The organism is Chitinophaga costaii (genome assembly GCF_900094705.1).
Classification (GTDB): Bacteria; Bacteroidota; Bacteroidia; order Chitinophagales; family Chitinophagaceae; genus Chitinophaga; species Chitinophaga costaii.
Map to the genome: position 1 here is coordinate 486,582 of NZ_FMAR01000001.1, position 17,286 is coordinate 503,867.

The 17,286-nt window shown below is 49.0% G+C and carries 16 protein-coding genes; 4 read left to right on the forward strand and 12 right to left on the reverse strand.

Features of this window, described 5'->3' with window-relative positions:
• Nucleotides 1–30 precede the first annotated feature (30 nt).
• The 5 genes from ilvN to GA0116948_RS01750 all read right to left on the reverse strand — a co-directional run bounded on the left by ilvN (nucleotide 31) and on the right by GA0116948_RS01750 (nucleotide 6,587).
• The gene (ilvN, locus tag GA0116948_RS01730) at nucleotides 31–564 is read right to left on the reverse strand and encodes an acetolactate synthase small subunit (protein WP_089708383.1); all 534 of its coding nucleotides are present in this window, start codon (nucleotides 562–564) and stop codon (nucleotides 31–33) included.
• Nucleotides 565–593: 29 nt separating this feature from the next.
• Nucleotides 594–2,342: a biosynthetic-type acetolactate synthase large subunit gene (gene ilvB / locus GA0116948_RS01735; RefSeq protein ID WP_089708385.1), complete on the reverse strand. Its 1,749-nt coding sequence runs from the start codon at nucleotides 2,340–2,342 to the stop codon at nucleotides 594–596.
• The gene (gene ilvD, locus GA0116948_RS01740) at nucleotides 2,308–3,987 is read right to left on the reverse strand and encodes a dihydroxy-acid dehydratase (protein WP_089708387.1); all 1,680 of its coding nucleotides are present in this window, start codon (nucleotides 3,985–3,987) and stop codon (nucleotides 2,308–2,310) included. Before ilvD ends, ilvB begins: the two co-directional genes overlap by 35 nt.
• A 408-nt stretch (nucleotides 3,988–4,395) precedes the next feature.
• Complete coding sequence (locus GA0116948_RS01745; protein ID WP_089708389.1) at nucleotides 4,396–5,307, reverse strand: branched-chain amino acid transaminase; 912 nt, start codon at nucleotides 5,305–5,307, stop codon at nucleotides 4,396–4,398.
• A gap of 380 nt (nucleotides 5,308–5,687) precedes the next feature.
• The gene (locus GA0116948_RS01750) at nucleotides 5,688–6,587 is read right to left on the reverse strand and encodes a sugar phosphate nucleotidyltransferase (protein WP_089708391.1); all 900 of its coding nucleotides are present in this window, start codon (nucleotides 6,585–6,587) and stop codon (nucleotides 5,688–5,690) included.
• Between the two features lie 341 nt (nucleotides 6,588–6,928).
• Here GA0116948_RS01750 and GA0116948_RS01755 point away from each other — a divergent pair, with 341 nt between their 5' ends.
• The gene (locus GA0116948_RS01755) at nucleotides 6,929–7,831 is read left to right on the forward strand and encodes a 1-aminocyclopropane-1-carboxylate deaminase/D-cysteine desulfhydrase (protein ID WP_089708393.1); all 903 of its coding nucleotides are present in this window, start codon (nucleotides 6,929–6,931) and stop codon (nucleotides 7,829–7,831) included.
• A gap of 160 nt (nucleotides 7,832–7,991) precedes the next feature.
• Nucleotides 7,992–8,741: a hypothetical protein gene (locus tag GA0116948_RS01760; protein WP_123891679.1), complete on the forward strand. Its 750-nt coding sequence runs from the start codon at nucleotides 7,992–7,994 to the stop codon at nucleotides 8,739–8,741.
• A gap of 96 nt (nucleotides 8,742–8,837) precedes the next feature.
• On the opposite strand, the gene lipB is transcribed toward GA0116948_RS01760, so the two are convergent.
• On the reverse strand, nucleotides 8,838–9,569 hold the full coding sequence (lipB, locus tag GA0116948_RS01765) for a lipoyl(octanoyl) transferase LipB (protein ID WP_089708919.1): 732 nt from the start codon (nucleotides 9,567–9,569) through the stop codon (nucleotides 8,838–8,840).
• Nucleotides 9,570–9,641: 72 nt separating this feature from the next.
• Here lipB and GA0116948_RS01770 point away from each other — a divergent pair, with 72 nt between their 5' ends.
• Complete coding sequence (locus tag GA0116948_RS01770) at nucleotides 9,642–10,721, forward strand: RluA family pseudouridine synthase (RefSeq protein WP_089708397.1); 1,080 nt, start codon at nucleotides 9,642–9,644, stop codon at nucleotides 10,719–10,721.
• Nucleotides 10,722–11,111: 390 nt separating this feature from the next.
• On the forward strand, nucleotides 11,112–12,854 hold the full coding sequence (locus tag GA0116948_RS01775; protein WP_089708400.1) for a T9SS type B sorting domain-containing protein: 1,743 nt from the start codon (nucleotides 11,112–11,114) through the stop codon (nucleotides 12,852–12,854).
• Nucleotides 12,855–12,920: 66 nt separating this feature from the next.
• On the opposite strand, the gene GA0116948_RS01780 is transcribed toward GA0116948_RS01775, so the two are convergent.
• The 6 genes from GA0116948_RS01780 to ruvX all read right to left on the reverse strand — a co-directional run bounded on the left by GA0116948_RS01780 (nucleotide 12,921) and on the right by ruvX (nucleotide 17,273).
• Nucleotides 12,921–13,853 (reverse strand): hypothetical protein, encoded by a 933-nt coding sequence (locus GA0116948_RS01780; protein WP_123891680.1) that lies wholly within the window; start codon nucleotides 13,851–13,853, stop codon nucleotides 12,921–12,923.
• Between the two features lie 237 nt (nucleotides 13,854–14,090).
• Nucleotides 14,091–14,360: a hypothetical protein gene (locus GA0116948_RS01785; RefSeq protein WP_089708404.1), complete on the reverse strand. Its 270-nt coding sequence runs from the start codon at nucleotides 14,358–14,360 to the stop codon at nucleotides 14,091–14,093.
• A 348-nt stretch (nucleotides 14,361–14,708) separates the two neighbouring features.
• Nucleotides 14,709–15,578, reverse strand: a complete 870-nt coding sequence (locus tag GA0116948_RS01790; RefSeq protein WP_123891681.1) for an anti-sigma factor — start codon at nucleotides 15,576–15,578, stop codon at nucleotides 14,709–14,711.
• Nucleotides 15,579–15,595: 17 nt separating this feature from the next.
• Nucleotides 15,596–16,147 carry an RNA polymerase sigma factor gene (locus tag GA0116948_RS01795; protein WP_170876062.1) on the reverse strand — a complete coding sequence of 184 codons (552 nt, stop codon included), beginning with the start codon at nucleotides 16,145–16,147 and terminating at the stop codon, nucleotides 15,596–15,598.
• Nucleotides 16,148–16,209: 62 nt separating this feature from the next.
• Nucleotides 16,210–16,788, reverse strand: a complete 579-nt coding sequence (def, locus tag GA0116948_RS01800) for a peptide deformylase (RefSeq protein WP_089708411.1) — start codon at nucleotides 16,786–16,788, stop codon at nucleotides 16,210–16,212.
• 77 nt (nucleotides 16,789–16,865) lie between these two features.
• On the reverse strand, nucleotides 16,866–17,273 hold the full coding sequence (gene ruvX, locus GA0116948_RS01805; protein WP_089708413.1) for a Holliday junction resolvase RuvX: 408 nt from the start codon (nucleotides 17,271–17,273) through the stop codon (nucleotides 16,866–16,868).
• Nucleotides 17,274–17,286: the final 13 nt, after the last annotated feature.

Consider the following 17,286-nt stretch of genomic DNA (forward strand, 5'->3'; position numbering starts at 1 on the left):
ATGATGGAATTATTCGTGTATGCGTATACGTTAGAACTCAGCCTCCTTCAGCGACAGGTCTTTCAAATGCTCGTGGAAACGGCGGCTCCATTTTACAATGGCTACTCGCCCGCTCTTAGAATATTCGATCAGCCCGTAAGGTTCCAGTTGCTTCAGCATGCTTAGTAGCTCCTGCTGGTGGCCGGTTTTCTCTATCACCACATAATCAGGGGTGATGGTGAGAATACGGGCATTGTTATCGCGGATCAGTTGTTCTATGTTGTTATTATGCAGCCGTGTGGTGGCTATTTTGTACAGCGCCAGTTCCTGGTATACCACATCTTCCTCCTCGTGTACAAAGGCGCGGTGTATTTCTATCAGGCGTTCTATCTGGCCTACCACCTTTTCCAGCTTTTCCCGGGTGGATAGTACGGTAATAATGAACTTATAAACCCCCGGGATTTCGGTTTCTGCGGTGGTGAGGCTCGTGATATTTATTTGCCGGCGGGTAAAGATCACCGTGATGCGGTTGGTGATCCCGATCCGGTCTTCTGTGTACACCGTTACTGTATATTCTTTTTGCATAAAATCTGGGTTGTGAAAGTAGGTAATGATTAATCCAGCCGAATGTCGCCAACGCCGGCACCGGTGGGCACCATTGGAAACACGTTCTCTTCTTTTTCCACCACCACTTCCAGCAGGTAGGCGCCTTCATGCGCCAGCATGGTGTCTATAGCGTCGTCTATGGCATCGCGGCTGCTTACTTTCTGGCCCGGTATGAAAAACCCTTTTGCAATCTGTATAAAGTCGGGGTTTATCATTTCGGTAGACGAATAGCGCTTATCAAAAAATAGTTGCTGCCACTGGCGCACCATGCCCAGGAAGTTATTATTCAGGATCACGATCTTCACGCCGATCTTCGATTGGTTTATAGTACCCAGTTCCTGTAAAGTCATTTGGAAACATCCATCTCCAATAATGGCCACTACTTCTTTATGAGGGGCACCCATTTTAGCGCCCATGGCGGCTGGCAGGGCAAAGCCCATGGTACCCATGCCACCGGATGTAATGTTGGTATTAGGTTCGGTAAATGCATAGTAACGGGAAGCTACCATCTGGTGCTGGCCCACATCAGTAACGAGGATAGCCTTGCCTTGAGTTTTCTCTGAGATACGGCGAATCACTTCCGCCATTTTCAGTTCGCCACCGGCAGGGTACAGCTCGTGCTTTTTCACTTGCTCGTATTCCAATTGATCGCCTTCGCGGAAAGTGGCCACCCAGGCAGCGTGGCTGGCGGCCTGCACTTGCGGCAGCAGCGCTTCTAAAGCAGCTTTAGCATCGGCATGCACCGGTATATCGGCAGGAATAATTTTATTGATCTCGGCGGCATCGATCTCGATGTGGATCACTGTGGCCTGGCGGGCGTATTGCTCCACATCTCCGGTTACCCGGTCGTCGAAACGCATGCCTACGGCGATGATCAGGTCGCACTGATTGGTGTTGATGTTAGTGGCATAGTTACCATGCATGCCCAGGTAACCTACGTACAGCGGATGGTTTACCGGTACGGCGGAAAGCCCCAGCAGGGTGGAAGCGATGGGGATGCCAGCTTTTTCTGCCAATGCGATCAGCGCTTTTTCCGCACCGCTCAGCAACACGCCATGGCCACACAGGATGTAGGGGCGTTGGGCCTTGTTAATGGCCTGGGCCGCCGCGGCAATCTGGTCTGGATTGAGCGTGGGCAAAGGCTGGTAGCTGCGAATGTATTGACAGGGTTTATAATCGAAATCGGTTTTGTCAAATTGGGCATTCTTGGTAATGTCTACCAGCACGGGTCCTGGACGGCCACTCTGGGCAATGTAGAATGCTTTGGCCAGGGCACCGGCAATATCTTCTGCCCGGGTTACCTGGATGTTCCATTTGGTGACAGGCATGGTAATACCAATCACGTCGGTTTCCTGGAAGGCATCGGTGCCCAGCAGCGCTGCCGCCACCTGGCCTGTAATGCATACCAGGGGGGTAGAATCTACATAAGCATCGGCTATGCCCGTTACCAGGTTAGTAGCACCCGGCCCACTAGTGGCAAACACTACGCCTACCTTGCCATTGCTGCGGGCATACCCTTGCGCGGCATGTACGGCGCCCTGTTCATGGCGTACCAGGATATGATGCACCCGGTCCTGGAAATCGTAGAGGGCATCGTAAATGGGCATAATAGCGCCGCCGGGATAACCGAAAATAGTTTCTACCCCTTCGGCCACCAGGGAACGGATCACGGCTTCTGCACCGGTTATATTTTTAGCAACGGTAACTGCCGGAGCGGACGATTTAGGCTTCGTCGGTAACACATCCTTCTGTTGCATCTTTTACAGTTTTAGCATATTTAAATAATACTCCTTTAGTAACTTTCAGCGCGGGCGCTTTCCATTGGGCGCGGCGTGCTGCCAGTTCTGCATCAGAGAGCAATACGTTGATGGTATTATTTACGGCATCGAGTTCTATCACGTCGTTATCTTGTACCAGCGCAATCCCGCCACCTTCAAAGGCTTCCGGTACAATGTGGCCTACTACGAAGCCATGTGTACCACCAGAGAAACGGCCGTCGGTGATCAACGCTACGCTTTTGCCCAGCCCTGCCCCGATGATAGCCGAGGTAGGTTTCAGCATTTCCGGCATGCCGGGGGCGCCTTTTGGGCCCACGTAGCGAATGACGACGACATCGCCATGTTGCACCCTGCCCGACTGTATGCCTGCAATCAGTTCAAACTCTCCGTCGAACACGCGGGCGGGGCCGGTAAATTTTTCGCCTTCCTTGCCGGTAATCTTGGCCACAGAACCTTTGGTAGCCAGGTTGCCATAGAGCATTTGTATATGCCCGTTGATCTTCAATGCCTGTTCTACCGGGGCAATAATATGTTGGGTGTCAAAATCAATGTCTTTTACATCTGCCAGGTTTTCTGCGATGGTCTTACCGGTTACGGTCATACAATCCCCATGCAGGTAGCCTTTTTTAAGCAGGTATTTCATCACTAGGGGTACTCCGCCTATTTTGTGCAGGTCTTCCATCAGGTATTTGCCGCTGGGCTTCAAATCGGCCAGCAGTGGCGTACGATCGCTGATGTCCTGAAAATCTTTGAGGGTAAATGGCAGGTCTACCGATTTGGCAATGGCAATGAGGTGCAATACTGCGTTGGTACTGCCACCCAGTGCAATAACCATGGTGAAGGCGTTTTCAAATGCCTTACGCGTCATGATGTCCCTGGGCTTAATGTCGCGCTCCAACAAGAGGCGAATGTATTTGCCAGCCGCCAGGCATTCTGCTTCTTTATCCTTGCTGATAGCCGGGTTAGAAGCGCTATAAGGCAGGCTCATGCCCATTGCTTCTATGGCAGAACTCATGGTATTGGCCGTATACATGCCGCCACAGGCGCCTGCGCCGGGGCAGCTATGCTGAACGATGTTTTTAAAATCGTTATCGTCCAGGTTCCCCGCCATTTTCTGACCCAGGGCTTCAAAGGCGGAAATAATGTTGAGGTCTTGTCCTTTGTATCTGCCGGGGGCAATGCTACCACCGTACACCATAATGGAAGGACGGTTTAGCCGGCCCATGGCCATCAGCGAACCAGGCATATTTTTATCGCAGCCGGGAATAGTAATAAGGCCATCATAATACTGTCCACCGCAAACGGTTTCAATGGAATCTGCAATCAGGTCGCGGCTCACCAGCGAATAGCGCATACCATCGGTACCATTGGTCATGCCATCGCTTACACCAATAGTATAAAAACGAAAGCCCACCAGGTCGTTGGCCCATACCCCTTGTTTCACAATATCTGCCAGCCCGTTCAGGTGCATATTGCAGGGATTGCCATCATATCCCATACTTACAATGCCTACCTGGGCTTTTGTGAGGTCGTGTTCTGTAAGTCCTAACGCGTAGAACTGGGCTTGGGCAGCCGGTTGTGTTGGGTCTTGTGTGAGCGTTTTGCTATACTTATTGAGTTCCATTTATTAGTTATTTCCGGTACCAAATTACCCGGCAATGCCGGTTAGGTCAAATCGACTATTGCTGCATTCCCGCTGTTCAAAACCCGGCAATTTTCGTCAAAACGCCCATTGGCAGGGCATTTCAGGTAAGCCGTTTTACGAGTTTCAACCCGCGGGGATATTTAAAAAAGATTACTTCCACTGTGAAAGGGCCATCCTTCCTGCCGGCCACCCGTTGCCCTGCTGCTGTTTCTCCTTCCGGGTATGCTCATCCGCCAGGGCGGTAATGAAGCCGGTAAGGAGTATTGAATGCGGGAAAAGGGTAGTTTTTCCAGATTCATTTCCACAAACCGGCACGGCAAAGCAGCAGGTGTATGGAAATGGCCGGATGGTAATAAGATAAAGACATTAAGCCTGTACGGGTAAGATTTACACGACTTCGGCTGGTTTATATACTTCCTTGAACTCCGCTTCCAACACACGGGCTTTGTAGGCTTTCTGAAGGTATTTACCTAAAGAATCGGCCCAGGGCTTAGTAAAAGGCTGGCCATCCAGCGATTCCCAGCCAATCAGTTCGGCAGCGGTACCACAGAAAAAGGCGCTGTCTGCTGCGCGCAATTCTTCGATCGTCGATAATTTTTCTTCTAGTGGAATATTGAGTTCGTGGCAAAGTTCAATAACAGTGGCGCGGGTAATGCCAGGGAGGATGTTGCCAGTGGGCGGGGTAATAATTTTACCGTCTTTTTCGAAGAAGACATTAGCACCGGGGCCTTCCGCTACATAACCATTGATGTCCAGCAGCAGCGCTTCATCGTATCCTTTTTCTTTGGCTTCCTGCGAAGCCAGGATAGAATTTACATATAGGCCAGAAGTTTTGGATTCTATTGCAAATGCTTTCGGGTTAGGGCGTTGGTAAGAGGAAGTCATTACCCGCAGTTGTTTTTCACCCAAATAAGCGGCCCAATCCCATGCGCAGATCAAAATTTCTGTTTCCAAAGCCGCCTTCAGCGTCATATTCGGCGGACAGAAAGCCAGCGGGCGGATGTAGGCTTCTTCCATTTTGTTTAGCTCCAACACCTTGTAACAGGCGGCGATCAGTTCGTCATTATTGAACGGGTATGGCATATGTATCAGTTCACAAGAACGTTTAAAGCGGTCGAAGTGTTCTTGGGCTTTAAAGATCTTCACTTCTCCTTTTATGGTTTTGTAAGCACGGATGCCTTCAAATACAGCATAACCATAGTGCAATGATTGTCCATACAGGTCGGTTTTTGCTTCGGCGGCTTTCAGGTACTCGCCATTTAGATACAAGACGGTGTTTTGGTCGTAATAACTATACATTTTTTTCAGGTTGTTGATTGCAAATGAAATTACAGGGCATAAAAAAAGCCTTCCTCGTGGCGGAGGAAGGCGTTCTATATCGTTCTATGATTATACACGTTTACCTATCCTCCGATCTGGTGGCTAATAATGACAATGACTATCACGACGAGGCTAATGGCCCAGTTTAACTGAGGAACGATGTGATTAATTTTTATATTGTCTTTATTTACCCACATAGGAGGTATCGTATTTTACGACTTTTACAAAAGTATAGCCCGTTAGATTATAAAACAATAACCTTTTAAATGTTTAGATAAATATCAAATTAAGTAAAATTCCTTTCGATTATTTCAAATTCACCCCTAAAACATGCAAAAGTTTTAATAAAAACACGTTTTTTATTTCCACAACACCGGTGGATACTCGCCAGCGGTTACCAAAGCACTTAGGCTGGCCTGCACGCCGGGGGCGTCTTCTTTGTAAGTAACGCCAAACCACTGGGCGCTAGTGGGCAGTATGTTTACCACCCCTTTACCGTGAATGAAATCGTCTACCACGATCGGGATAAAGAACTCTGATTTGGGTTCCTGTCCTTTTTCGGTGAGGAAGGTTTTAAATAAGCCTTCGCTCAGGCTAAACACGGAGGGTGCAAAGCCCCAGAAGTTCATAGATACGGGGGTTTTAGCGTCCAGGGGATGCTTGCCGGCGGCATCTTCATACACAATCTGGTCTGCATCTTTATACACTTTGGTCCGTTCGTTAATGGCGGCCAGGTTGCCCTTGCCATCGTCTGCACATACTCCGCGCGATACCGAGCCGTGTTCGCTGATGGTTTTGCCCAGCTCATAACCCACTACGCTATACACATTCTCTTTACAATCAGTAGAAAGGAATTTGGCCATTTTTTCAAAAGAATCACGACCATAGAAATCGTCGGCGTTAATCACCGCGAAAGGCTCATTGATGGCGTTTTTAGCGCACAAAATGGCATGTGCAGTACCCCATGGTTTGGTACGGTCTGCCGGCAGGGGATAATCGCCCAGGAAGGCGTTCATTTCCTGATACACATAGGCCGTTTCTACCCGGCCCTTGAGCTTAGGCTCAAAAATATCTTTAAAATCCTGTTCGAAATCTTTGCGTATAATAAATACGATTTTGCCAAATCCGGCGCGGATGGCATCGTAAATAGAATAATCGATAATCGTTTCTCCGCCAGGCCCAAATTGCTGGATCTGTTTGAGGCTACCGTAGCGGCTGGCCATACCTGCTGCCAAAATCAGTAATGTAGGTTGTTGCATTGCGAGTTATTAACGTTTATGAGGACTAATTCCCCGGCAAAAAATCTGGGGTTAAAAGTAAGGATTAAATTGGTTTTGTTGCCATGCAACGGCGGTCTGGCACTCCCCGGAACACGCCGCTACCAAGGCGGCACTGCTACATCAAACACAATGCCCGAAAGCCCGGCTAATTCCTTTTAGCACGCAAGCCCTTGCTACGCTTAGGTATCAGCCTTTCTGCAACTACTTGTTATGCTGCCGCAACGGGGCGCTGGGAAGAAAAGATTATTTTTACCGGCACTGAAAAAAAGTTTTCTATCTAAATTCTTGAATTACAAGCGTTCAGCATACACTTATTCAATATGATACTACCGGTTTTCCCATCCCCACCTGTATCATCTTTACAGCCAGACTGGCTGCCGGTGGGCATTACCGCCCACATGTTGCGGCTGGATCAATTGCACTCCACGGTATCGGGCAATAAATGGTACAAGCTCAAATACAACCTGGAAGCGGCATTGGCCGAAGGCCGGGACACCCTGCTCACCTTCGGCGGCGCATGGAGCAATCACCTGGCCGCCACTGCGGCGGCCTGTAACATGCTGGGTATGCGGAGCATAGGCGTGGTGCGCGGGGAGCGCCCTCCAAACCTGAGTATTACGCTGCAGCAAGTGGAGGCAAATGGCATGGAACTCGTATTCATTTCGCGGGAGGAGTATCGTCACGCAACCACTGCTCAATGGGCCATCCGCTATCCCAATGCATTTGTTATTCCAGAAGGGGGTGGTAATGCATGGGGCGTTAGGGGTTGTGAGGATATATTGAGCGGTGTGCCGGCGCATGCATCTTATTCGCACATCATGTGTGCAGGCGGCACCGGCACCACCCTGGCGGGCCTTATCAACAGCGCCGGGACGCACCAGGAGGTAATCGGTATACCGGTATTGAAAAATGCCGGGTGGATGCAGGCTGCCATTGCCGCACTGCTGCGGGAAGATACAGACCTGCCCCGGTGGCAGCTTTTTAGGGATTTTCATGGCGGTGGTTACGCCAAAACCACTACTGCCCTGATAGCTTTCATTAATAATTTTTACACCCAGACCGGTATCCCACTGGATATTATTTACACCGGAAAAATGGTGATGGCCTTCCAGGAACTGGCGCTGGGCGGGCATTTTGCCGCAGGCAGCCGCGTACTGCTGGTTCACACCGGCGGCCTGCAGGGCAATCTTTCCCTGGCTCCCGGCGTTCTAACTTACCAATAACACCCATACCCTATCCGGATGAGTGCGCCACAACCCGCGCCTGTTGCTGCTTGCTGCGTAACCCATCAAGTTTACACGGGTCGTTTTATTAATTAATGAACTACAATTGTATTTTTGCGACCGTATGAAGCAATTAGCGAGATTAGCCTTACTAACCGGCATGATGTCATTCATCCTGCTTACTGGCAAAGCACAACAAACGGCACCAGTAGACCCCTCCCAACCGCCGCCGGTGCTACCCAATTTTTCCGCCCTTATTAAAACGGGGAAGATCCAGTTAGACTGGCTTTCGGGTTTTGCCAATGTGAGAGAAATCGGTATACAGCGCTCGCTTGATAGTGTGCTTAATTTTTATACTATTGGTTATGCCAGCAGCCCTGCCGAAACACGCAATGCCTATCTGGATAACAAACCACTTCCCGGCAGCAACTACTACCGCCTGTTTATCCTGCTGAAAAATGGCCGTTACTTTTTCTCCAATGTGGTGTTGGCCATTGCCGACAGTACCATTAAAGCTACGGATAAGCTCACTTCGCCCGATATAGGCCCCCCGCCAGTAGCCGGTGGTGTACAAAAGGCTCCGCAAACCAATGCCAGCCGCCCGCCCCTTGCCAACGTAACACCCAAGGATGAAAAACCACCGGTGTGGAAACCTTCGAATTATATTTATACTACCGCCGATGGAAACGTGAATATTAAACTGGCTGATGCTGCCACCAAGGCTTATTCTATTAAATTTTATGAGCCTAATGGCACGTTCTTGTTCGATATTCCAAAGGTGAAAGATCCCTTTTTGATTTTGGAAAAAGCGATCTTCCTGCACGCCGGCTGGTTTGCCTTTGAGCTGTTTGAAAATGGCAACCTGAAAGAGAAATGGACGTTATTTATTCCACTGAACTATAAAAACTAGCCAACACAAAAAATGCGATCCTCCCAGATCGCATTTTTTGTAAGCAGCAGGCAAAGACCTGCTGTTTAATAGTTGCCAAAGGTATGCAGCACTGCCTTACGCGAATGTTGTTATTACGGAGTTGGGGGCTGACTCCACTATCACTGCATCAAATACCTCCCCGAAGTACTTTATCATCCTCCCACGTACTTCATCCATGGGTACTTTGCGGCCCAGTTCCTGCTCCAGCGAGGTAACTTTTTTGTCCGTAATGCCGCAGGGAATTATGTTGTCAAAATAACGCATCTCTGTATTTACATTCAGTGCAAACCCGTGCATGGTTACCCAGCGACTGCAGCGAACACCCATGGCGCATATCTTGCGGGCCTGCGGGGTACCGGGGTCCAGCCATACGCCGGTTTCGCCCGGGGAGCGAAGCCCGGTAATGCCGTAATCGGCCAGGGTGCGGATGGTGATCTCTTCCAAAAAGCGCAGGTATTTGCCGATGTCAGTAAAAAACTGCTCCAGGTCCAAAATAGGATAACCCACCAACTGACCCGGGCCATGGAAGGTGATATCGCCCCCCCGGTTAGTTTTTACATATTGGATGTGGCCCTCGGCCAACTGTGTATCGCTGATCAGAAGGTTGCTTTCCTGTCCGCTTTTGCCCAGGGTGTACACCAGCGGATGCTCGCAAAACAGCAGGTGATGCGCAGGCGCTTGCACCCCTTCATCTTCGGCCATGCGCTGGCGCTTGGCCGTAACCGCCTGCTGCAGCAGTTGTTCTTGTAAGTCCCAGGCGGCCTGATAGTCAATGCTTCCTAAATTGGTAACGGTTATCTTATTCAAAATATATCGTGTATGAACCAGCACAAATTTACGGCTTCCGGCTAAAGTTCTACCTTTGTAAAAATTTAATACATGCAAGATGCGCTTTACGGGCCGGAGGATGAGCTGGAAAACGATGCCGACACCCTGTCGGAAGGTGAGTCGTTGTATGAAAGACTGAACTTCCTGGTAGACAAGGGCCAGGAACCGTTGCGCATCGACAAGTTTTTGCAGGCACGGATAGAAAATGCCACCCGTAGCAAGGTGCAGCAGGCCATTGATGCGGAAATGGTGCTGGTAAATGAAAAACCGGTAAAGTCTAATTACAAGATCCGCCCGCTGGATCATATTCTGGTACTGTCTAACAAAAACCCGGAAGGACACGAAGTATTGCCCGAAAATATTCCCTTGCCCATCGTGTATGAAGACGATGATGTGCTGTTGGTAGATAAAAAACCAGGCATGGTGGTACATCCCGGCAGCGGCAATTACACCGGTACACTGGTGAATGGGCTGGCCTATTACCTGAACGATGATAAAACCTCCCCCATTCCCGAAAATGCGCGTTTCGGGCTGGTACACCGTATTGATAAAAACACCAGCGGCCTGCTGGTGGTGGCCAAGTCGGATAAGGCCATGAGCGACCTGGCCAAACAATTTGCCGACCATACCGTGCAACGCCGTTACCTGGCCCTGGTGTGGGGTGATTTTGAGGAAGACGAAGGCACCATCGTGGCCCACGTGGGCCGTCACCAGCGCTTCCGCAAAATTATGGATGCTTACCCCGATGGAGAATATGGCAAGGAAGCCATTACCCATTATAAAGTGCTGGAGCGCTTTAACTATGTGACGCTGATAGAATGCCGCCTGGAAACGGGCCGTACCCACCAGATCCGGGTACACATGCAGCATATTGGGCACTCGCTTTTTAATGATGACACGTATGGGGGCAACCGTATTGTGAAAGGTACTGTATTCGCGAAGTACAAACAGTTTGTGGAGAACTGCTTTGAGGTAATGCCCCGCCACGCCCTGCACGCCCGCACCCTGGGCTTTGTACACCCCCGCACCCGGCAGTTCGTACATTTTGAAAGTCCTATTCCAGACGATTTCACCCAGGTGGTGGAACGATGGAGAAGGTATATTGCGGCCAGGCCACTGGATGCGCAATAATAAAACGGGCGTATCTAAATGGATGCGCCCGTTTTATTTTAAAGCACCGTTATTATACAACTACTGTCCATATGCGTCAAAAAAAAGCAACAGGGCTAGCTCCTACCCTTCGCCCTATTGCCTTTGGTGTAGTTCTATGCTTGCACACGGAACTACTGCCCAAAAGTACCGGGTCAAAATGACGCAATAGCTAACTAGATGTTAATGGACCCGTAAAATAATAAATTACTTTCTCCCACATAAAGATCAGTGCGTAGGCATGCCGCTACAATATAGTGGCGGAACCTGGCGTTTTATCACATTACGTGAATATAAAATCTGTTAAAAATCTACTATATATTTTTATTTCGACTAACTTACGGTTCATAACCATTTCTACTGAAAGGCCTGATGACAAATCGCCCTATAAGAACGCTACTGCTACTATTGCTATGGCTGGTGAGCCTCCCCACTTTGTACGCAAAGGATCTTAAATCCCCCCTGCATGTTGTGGATCACCGGGTAGATGATCCTTTTACGATCAACACCACCTGCCTGGGCGACTCCGTAAAATTTACCATCACCGATACTTCCACCATCACCGCCGTGGAATGGGATTTTGGCGATCCGGCTTCCGGCGCACTGAATACCAGTACCATCAAAAAAGCCTTTCACCAGTACAGTGCCATTGGCACCTATACCGTAACGCTCACTGCTACTCATGGTGCCACTACCACCGTGACCACCCAGGATATTACCATCGTAACGCCCGTCAATACCCCATCGCTGGGACCACAGGATCTTACGCTTTGCGAAGGCAAACCGTATCAACTGGTGGCTCCTAATGTACCCGGCGCCACCTACCAGTGGCAAGATACGGTGACCACCACCCCTACCTATGATGTAGTGAAGGAAGGCACTTACCGGGTAAAGATCAACGGATGCCTGGACCCGGACTCGGTGAACATTTTTTTTTCAGAGATACCGGTAAATTTTGGCATTGGTGGCGATGAAACGCTTTGTCCTGGCCAGAGCATGTACCTGGATGCTACGGTGAACAATGCCACGTACGAGTGGTATAAGGACACCCCCGGCGCGCCCGTTATTGCTACCACCCCTTCCATCAATGTTAATACTACCGGGCATTATTACGTAAAGGCTACGGTGCAGGGTTGCGGCGATTATACTGCCGATGCTACGATCACCATTGCCCCCGGCACGCCGGTACCAGCCAGTAGTTTTCTGGGCCTGGACACTATGCTTTGCCCCGGCGAAACCCGCACCTTCACCGCCAACCTGCCCAGTGCCAGCCGCTGGCGCTGGAATACAGGCGCTACTACCCCCAGCATTACCGTAGCCTCCCGGGGCAACTATAGCGTGTTTGTAGACATCCCGGCGCCGCTGGGTGGCACCTGCAGTGTGATAGACAGCGCCAAGGTGGATTATTATTCCTTCGGTAAGCTGAACCTGGGTGGCGACACCACTATCTGCAAGGGCGAAACACTGGTGTTATCTGCAGATCGTGGGGTAGGCAATTATCTATGGCAGGATGGCTCCGACCAGGCGGTATATTATGTAACCCAGGCAGGATATTATTTTGTGGAAGCCAAGATAGCCCGCTGCCCTCCCCTGCGGGATACCATACAGGTGGCGTTTGATGATACCCTTCGCGTAAGGCTTCCGCTGGATACCATGTTGTGCAACGGCGAAACCCTGCGCCTGCTGCCCATTGGCGCCGGCCCGCATTATAAATGGCAAGACAGCAGCAGCATCAGTACTTATAACGTTACCAAGGCCGGCATTTACGCCGTGGTGGCTACTAATACCTGCGGTAAGTCTGTAGATTCGGTAACCGTGTACTACCAGAACTGCGATTGCCAGGTAGTATTGCCTACCGCTTTTTCGCCCAACAACGATGGCCATAACGATCTGTTTCGTCCCGTGTTCCGCTGCCCCATTACAGATTATACCCTCAGCATTTACGATCGTTGGGGAAACCGGGTATATTTTGCCAACGACCCTACCTTGTCCTGGAATGGGCTGCTGAATGGTAAAGTGGCCACTATGGGTGCCTACGCCTGGGTGATGCAGTATCGCAACCCGCAGAACGGGCAAATGGTGATGAAAACAGGCAGCGTAACCGTGGTTTATTAAAGCTATCGCTGCATAAAAAAATCCGCTGTGATCACAGCGGATTTTTTTATGCAGCGAAGCAATTACTTACTGGTTAAAATTGCCAAAGCGAGCAATGAAGGAAGCCGTTTCCCGTTTCTTAAACGCTACATCCCAGGTACCATCGTAGGTTACGAGTAGAGGTATCAGCAAGTCGTTTACCTTCGTCATTTCTACATTCATTTGCACTTTAAAATCGAATAACACGGTTTTGTAAGACAAGGAATATTTGCGGCTCACGATCTCGAAATTTTCTTTATTAAAATACGTGATCAGTTCATCGATCACAATATCACCACGATCAAATAAGCCCAGGTCTTTTTTGGCGCGGGCGGTAAAAACATAACAGGAAATGCTGTCGTGATAGGTAGCTGCGATGATGGAAAAATCGTAGAGGCGTTGTACTGCCGGATCAAAGATGGCTACTTTACCGCCCACAATAGGCACACCTTTGATGGGTTTTCCCGGGTTAAAAATAAGTTGTTTTAACTGTCCTTTGTGTTTGTCTAAGGAAGATTTGCTGCCCGTTACAGCCTCTTCGCCACACACGGTGCCTTGGGTAAAAAACAGGTTGGCATACAGCGCTGCGGTATAGTAATTATATCCATGGTCTTTCGTATAAAAATTGCCGGTGGTTTTCTCACTCAGTGTTTCCATGTGGCGGCAGTTGCCGTTGATGAGCTGCCGGGTTTTACTAAGCAGGGAGGCCTTTATGGCGCTGCGGTCTTTATCATACACACGAATGTCGTTACTGGCTGTAAAGCCCACGCGGTGCAGGTTTTTAAAGGCCCGGTAAAAAGTGGTATCATCTTCCACCCGTTTAATAAAACTGTTCACATCGAAACCTACGCGCTGGGCGGCCACTACGACTTCGTCGAGGTTTACCGTCATGCCACGGATGTTGGTAGTAGTATCCTGGGCCAGCATTTTTCCATAGCAGACAAGGGCCAGGATCATGATAAAGAGCAAGCGTTTTCGCATGCTCAAATGTAGTTATGAATTATGAAAGTATAACACAGACTAGTATGCCGGAATAAGGTGTGGGTACTGCTGTAGGGATTAGCCTGCTTTAATGGCCTGTTACAATGCTATGCAGGCCAGTAAGTAATTGCAGCAGGCATCGCCATATACAGCAAGGGAAATGAACTATGCAGAAAGCAACCCTGCATCGGCATGGGTAACATAAAAGTGTTATGCCGGCACAGCCAGCCACAGTGTTCAGCTATGCCGTAGCACTGCATCCCGCAGGGTGGGTGGTGGGGGAATGGCCTGTAAAAACACATAGTTTTCAAAGTCCTGCAAACAGGCTACTACGGCAAGGTGTACTTCCGCATAGTTTTGCATGGCGACCTCCAGTTTTTCTACATCTTCCTTTGATGCCAGGCCGCTTGCATACATTTCGATAATACCGGATGAAATAAAATGCTTTACATCCACGTCGCTATAAAATTTAAAAATTATTCCGTAACACGTTTGTGTGCTACGCATGTCGATTTTAATTAATGGCAATGGGTAAATGAGCCGTGGTGGCAGTTTTACAATGTGTTGAGCTTATAAGAGCAACCTGGCATAGTATGTCGGCATGTGCTACTTGCCATAATGTACGGCAAGGAAAATGCAACGGTTTTCTGTGAAATTGTTAAAGTAGGATTACATCGTGGGCGCAAAAGCCACATCTGGCTTTAACAGATTGATTGTCATTATTTTGACACCCATAAAAAATACCATAAAAACCTTGTCACAATTGCGTTAAAAGATAAAGCAGGCTTCTAAAAAAAACACCCGCATCCATTTAGGTGCGGGTGTTGATATTTTAGTGGGAAACCATTCATTGTTTTAACTACCTACTTTGCCCATCACGAACAGCTGGCTGAGGGTGGGAGCAGCCGCGCCACCGGCTTGTTCCAGGGTTACCTCAAAGGCTTGCATACCAACCATACTTTTCATTTTTTGCAGGCCTTTGGCCATATTACTTACCGTGAATACCCCTGCACTTACGGGCTTGCCGGCTACAATTGCCCACAGTTGGTACTGCTTGTCTGCGGCAGGCTGCGGCAGATTTTGCGACAGCAAGTATACATCCTGTGATTTTGCGTTCCAGTAGATGGTGGCTATATTACCCTCGTGGCCTTTGAGGCCTAGCATCCTGATAGGTTGGAAATTTGGATCACGCATTAATGCCAGTTCATCGGAATATTGCTGTAGTTTGGTTTGATAAGATTCGTTGTCTTTAGTAAGCCTGGCCTGTGCCAGTAACAAGGCATCGTATTTACCTTTTAGGTTGCTGTAATTATTCAGGTATACATAGTTAAAGGCCAGGCTGCCAATCAGCAGCACTATAAAGATTACTGCTACCAGGCGCCATTTGGCGTCTACCACATGGCGTAAAGGCTTATTACCACCCATTAATCCATGGGCCATATGGAACGCTGGAGCGGGAGCAGCAGGATCAGTTGATGGACCGTTTGCAGCCTCTTCTTCTTCGGCGGAGAGGCGTGCCAGGATGCTGGCTTTAATGGAAGGCGGCGGCGTAATGGCCTGCAAGCCGATGTACGACTCCATATCAAGGCGGCAGGCTTCCACCTGGGCACGGACTTCCGGGAATTGGGCCATGGTAGCTTCCACTTCCGATGCCTCCTGGCTCGAAAGCAACCCTACAACATAACTCTCAATTATTCCGGATGATATGTAGCGCTGTACATCCACTGATCAAATGGTTTTTTCTATGAATTCTTTAAAATATTACGCAATTGAATGATGGCATTTCGCATCCTTGTTTTCACGGTTCCCAATGGGATGTCCAGCACTTTGGCAATTTCCTCCTGGGTACATCCTTTGTAATAGGCTAGGTCTATGATAACACGTTGGTCTTTGTTGAGCTTTTCCAGCACTTTTACGAGGCCAATGTGGTCTACGGACTGCGTTACTGCTAAATGGTTTGTATAAAAATGGATATCATCTCCAATGTCCTGCACTTTTTGTTCCAGCTTATGCGCTTTAGAACGCAGGGAATCGATGGCGGTATTCCGGGTTATGTTCAGCATCCAGGTAAACAAGCGACCTTTCTCTTCGTCATATCGGTCGATGCTGCGCCAAATTTTGAGGAAAACCTCTTGTAGTACATCTGCTGCCGAATTTTCATCATTCAGCACTTTCAGGGCTACGCCAAAAAGCGCCGGAGAATAATGATCGTACAGGTAACCAAATACCTTCTCATCCCGGGCTTTAAGACCACGGACCAATTCTGCTTCAGTGTATGTAAGAATGGAGCCCAAGATAGGTACTGAGGTTAGATTACATGCGTAAAATAGCATATATCCTTTACATGACAAAAATTTTATTTATTAAACGTCATCTTGTAATCCACGTTTATCTTGCCTTTGGTGATATCATCCAACTTGCTTTTAATCATGCGGCGCTTGATGGGTTTCAGGTAATCTATAAACAGCTTACCATCAATGTGATCATACTCGTGGAAGATAACGCGGGCAGTTACGCCGTTAAAAGTTTGTTCGTGCGGCTGGAAGTTTTCATCCACATAACGGATGGTTACTTCCTCGGGGCGGTATACATCTTCCCGGATGCGGGGAATGCTCAGGCAACCTTCGTTATAAGACCATTCATCGCCGGCGGCGTTTATAATGCGGGCATTAATAAAAACTTGTTTAACACCCTTATCATCGGGGTATTCCTTTTTTTCATCTTCTTCCAGGTTCTCCAGGATCTGAAGGCTGTCTACCACGAACAGGCGGATGGAACGGTTAATCTGCGGAGCAGCCAGGCCCACCCCGTTAGAGGCGTACATGGTTTTCCACATATTATCGATCAGTTCCTGAAGGCCCGGATAGTCGGGGGTAATGTCTTCTGCTACTTTTCTCAGTACCGGGTGCCCGTAGGCTACAATTGGGTATATCATCGTGCTAAAAATTCTTGTCAAAGTTACTAAAAAGCCACGCCTTCCGCGAAGGTGGGTATTGGTCGCAGACTGGATGCTTACCGGAACTGCAGGTATTCCTGTAAGATAATGCAGGCGCTTACTTCATCTACCAGGGCCTTGTTCTGCCGGTCTTTCTTTTTCACGCCGCTGTCTATCAGCGAGCGAAAAGCCATTTTGGAAGTGAAGCGTTCATCCATTTTTTTCACCGGGATATCCGGGAAGTTTTTTTGGAGGATGCGGATGCACTCCGTTACCAGCGCGGTGCCGTGGGTATCTTCGCCGTCCAGGTTCTTTGGCTCGCCAATTACGAATAGCTCCACCGGTTCCTGGGTCATATATTTTTTCAGGTAGGGAATCAGCTCTTGGGTCTGCACGGTGGTGAGTCCTGAGGCAATAAGCTGCAACGGATCAGTGACGGCAAGTCCCGTACGTTTTTTCCCGTAATCGATGGAGAGTATGCGCATAGTTTAAATTTGT